Source organism: Arthrobacter sp. ZGTC212, assembly GCF_002929255.1.
Classification (GTDB): Bacteria; Actinomycetota; Actinomycetes; order Actinomycetales; family Micrococcaceae; genus Arthrobacter_B; species Arthrobacter_B sunyaminii.
Window position 1 is genome coordinate 1 of the sequence record NZ_PJIJ01000096.1, and the last position, 511, is coordinate 511.

1 protein-coding gene is annotated in these 511 nt (G+C 66.7%); it reads right to left on the minus strand.

All coding sequences use genetic code 11. The features are described from left to right. Nucleotides 1–190 precede the first annotated feature (190 nt). Nucleotides 191–511: hypothetical protein (locus CXQ89_RS18530; protein WP_181032439.1), on the minus strand; the 321-nt coding region annotated here is incomplete at its 5' end.

Genomic DNA, 511 nt, shown 5'->3' on the forward strand with positions numbered 1-511 from the left:
CCACCGGCCGGCCTTCAAGTGACGCTCTTCCAGGAGCTGGACCCTGCTGCAGACCAGCCGGGCAGGCCAGACTTCGGCAAACCCTGAACCACAGCCCTGCCCAAGCAGCGTTGCGTTTCCGGCCTTGTTGCGTTGTACACCGCCGTCGCGCGCACCAATCGAAACGGCAGGGGTGGCAGGCCAGGGCCGGCTACAGTGCCAGCGGGATGGGCCCTGTTGTGGAGGGGCCGCCGCATTGTTCGCTCCCTCCGACCCGGGTCCAGGTCAGATCCACCTCGCGGGCGGCGAGTACCTCACCGCTTGCCGCCAATGCCCTCACTGTGGCTTTTTTGGGGGCATTCATGGCCGTACTGAACTGCCAGGTGCGGTCATCGATTTTCTTGCCGGAGAACGGGCTGTATTTCGAGTCGCCGACGGGCGTGCCCGGCGTTGCGGGGGCCGCGGACTCGGCTTGGCCAGCGCTGGCGGAGACGCCGGGAGTGACGGTATTTTTGGGCGCCGTGCTCGGTTG